General features: G+C 56.0%; 2 protein-coding genes. One reads left to right on the forward strand and one right to left on the reverse strand.

Annotated elements, in window-relative coordinates:
• On the reverse strand, positions 1-2183 hold a 2183-nt coding region (mutS, locus tag MHN01_RS24255), incomplete at its 3' end, for a DNA mismatch repair protein MutS (protein WP_239413942.1).
• Between the two features lie 207 nt (positions 2184-2390).
• Between mutS and MHN01_RS24260 the strand changes: the two genes are divergently transcribed.
• The coding region (locus MHN01_RS24260; protein ID WP_239413941.1) for a CinA family protein at positions 2391-2573 on the forward strand (183 nt) is incomplete at its 3' end.

Here is a 2573-nt window from a genome sequence, read left to right on the forward strand (position 1 = left end):
TAGTGAGTTGCAAACAGGGTCATAGCTGCAATTTTATCGGCCAGCCACTCGGCACTGGCCCAGGCTAGCGATAGGCCGTCATAGGTACTGGTACCACGGCCGATCTCATCCATTAGTACGAGGCTGTTCTGTGTCGCATTATGCAGGATGTTCGCGGTTTCGGTCATTTCCACCATGAAGGTCGAGCGGCCGGAGGCAAGATCATCCGAGGCACCGATACGGGTAAAAATACGATCCAGCGGCCCCATCTTTACGGACTCGGCCGGAACAAACGAGCCGACATGTGCCATCAGGGCAATCAGTGCTGTTTGGCGCATATAGGTCGATTTACCGCCCATGTTCGGACCGGTAATGATCAGCATCCGGCGATCATGATGCAGGGAAATCGGGTTGGCGATAAATGGTTCGCTCAGAACTTGCTCGACCACAGGATGACGGCCGGCATTGATCTCAATGCCGGTCTCTGTTGTGAGCTCCGGACGGCAGTAGTTGAGGGTATCGGCTCGTTCTGCCAGGTTGGCCAGCACGTCGAGTTCAGACAGGGCATTGGCCGCATTTTGCAGCTGTTCCAGGTGAGGCAGCAGCAAGTCAAACAGCTCGTCCCACAGCTTTTTCTCAAGACCAAGTGCCTTGGACTTGGAGTTCAGTACCTTGTCTTCGTGCTCCTTGAGCTCGGGAATAATATAGCGCTCGGCATTTTTCAGTGTCTGGCGGCGGACATAATGGCTAGGTACCAGATGGCTCTGACCGCGGCTGACCTGAATAAAGAAGCCGTGGACCTGGTTGAAGCCAACTTTCAGGCTATCGATATCGTGGTGTTCACGCTCGCGGGCCTCAAGCTCATCAAGGTATTTTGATGCGCCGTCAGCCAGATCGCGCCATTCATCAAGTTCGGCGTTATAGCCCGGTGCCAGCACTCCGCCGTCGCGGATCACCACTGGCGGGTTTTCGATAATCGCACGTTCCAGCAACTCGCAAAGCTCATCCATCGGTGCAGCAAACTGGGCCAGCTCACCGATCCGCGGCTGGTTGATTTCTGCCAGCAGTTCAGCCAGCTCAGGAAGATGTTGCAAGGCGGTGCGCATGCGGGCCAGATCTCGCGGTCGAGCAGAGCGCAGGGCCAGGCGCGCCAGAATACGTTCCAGATCGCCCATGTGGCGCAGCACACCGGCTAGCTCGGTAAAGAAACCAGTATCCTTAAATGCGGCGATGGCGTCAAAGCGGTGGTTGAGCTGTTGTGGATCGCGGATCGGTTGGTGCAGCCAGCGCTTAAGCAATCGGCTTCCCATTGGGGTGGCAGTTTGATCCAGTACCGAGGCCAGCGTGTTGTCAAACCCGCCAGCCAGGTTCTGGGTCAGCTCCAGGTTACGGCGGGTAGCTGCATCTAAGATCACGGCATGATCTTTGGTATCCTGAGTGATCGCGCGGATATGCGGTAGCGCGGTACGCTGGGTATCTTTGACATACTGTAGCAGACAGCCGGCAGCGCACAGACCGCGCTCGGCTGTTTCGACGCCGAAGCCGACCAGATCGCGGGTACCGAACTGCATGGTCAGTTGCTGGCGCGCGGTCTCCAAATCGAACTCCCAGACCGGACGGCGGCGGGTGCCTTTCAGGGACTGCAGCAGGCCCGGCAGCGCAAAATCCTCAGGGTAGAGCAACTCGGCAGGGCTGGTACGCTGCAGCTCGGCCTGCATAGCTTCTTCGGTTTCAGGTTCGGTCAGCATAAAGCGGCCGGAGGTAATATCCAGCGTGGCATAGCCGAACCCGTCGTTATTCTGGTAAATCGCCGCAATCAGGTTGTCGTGGCGCTCGTTGAGCAGTGCCTCGTCACTGACCGTACCCGGTGTCACGATACGTACCACCTGGCGCTCGACCGGTCCTTTACTGGTGGCCGGATCGCCGATTTGCTCGCAGATCGCCACCGATACCCCCTGCTGGACCAGCTTGGCGAGATAGCCTTCGACCGCATGGTAGGGAACACCGGCCATCGGGATCGGCTGGCCGTTGGAGGAGCCGCGTTTAGTTAGGGAAATATCCAGTAGTTGAGAGGCCTGTTTGGCGTCGTCAAAAAATAGTTCGTAGAAGTCGCCCATACGATAGAACAGTAGAACATCAGGGTTTTCTGCCTTGATCCTCAAAAATTGCTGCATCATGGGGGTGTGCTTTTCTAAACCTTTCACTGTCACGATATTGCCTGCTTATTGATGCCGGAATTAAAAACGTACCGGGTAAATTTCTGGAGGCTAAGGATACGTGAATCGGTTAAGGGAGCAAAGTCGCAATTGGTTCTCTTGCGAACAATTTCCTTGCCGCTGAAGGCCTGGTGGAGTTGCCGCCGAAGGCGTGGCAGAGTATGGTTGGGCTGGAATTATCGACGGGAGGAAGGGATGATGGATATCCTGCAATTGTCTCGGGAACTTGGTACGGCTTTGAGTAGGCATGGGGTCGTCGCTACCACGGCAGAGTCCTGCACCGGTGGCGGTGTATCTGCAGCTATTACTGATATTGCCGGTAGCTCAGCTTGGTTTGATCGTGCCTTTGTTACCTACAGCAATGAAGCGAAACAACAG

The organism is Photobacterium sp. OFAV2-7, assembly GCF_022347985.1.
Lineage (GTDB): Bacteria > Pseudomonadota > Gammaproteobacteria > Enterobacterales > Vibrionaceae > Photobacterium.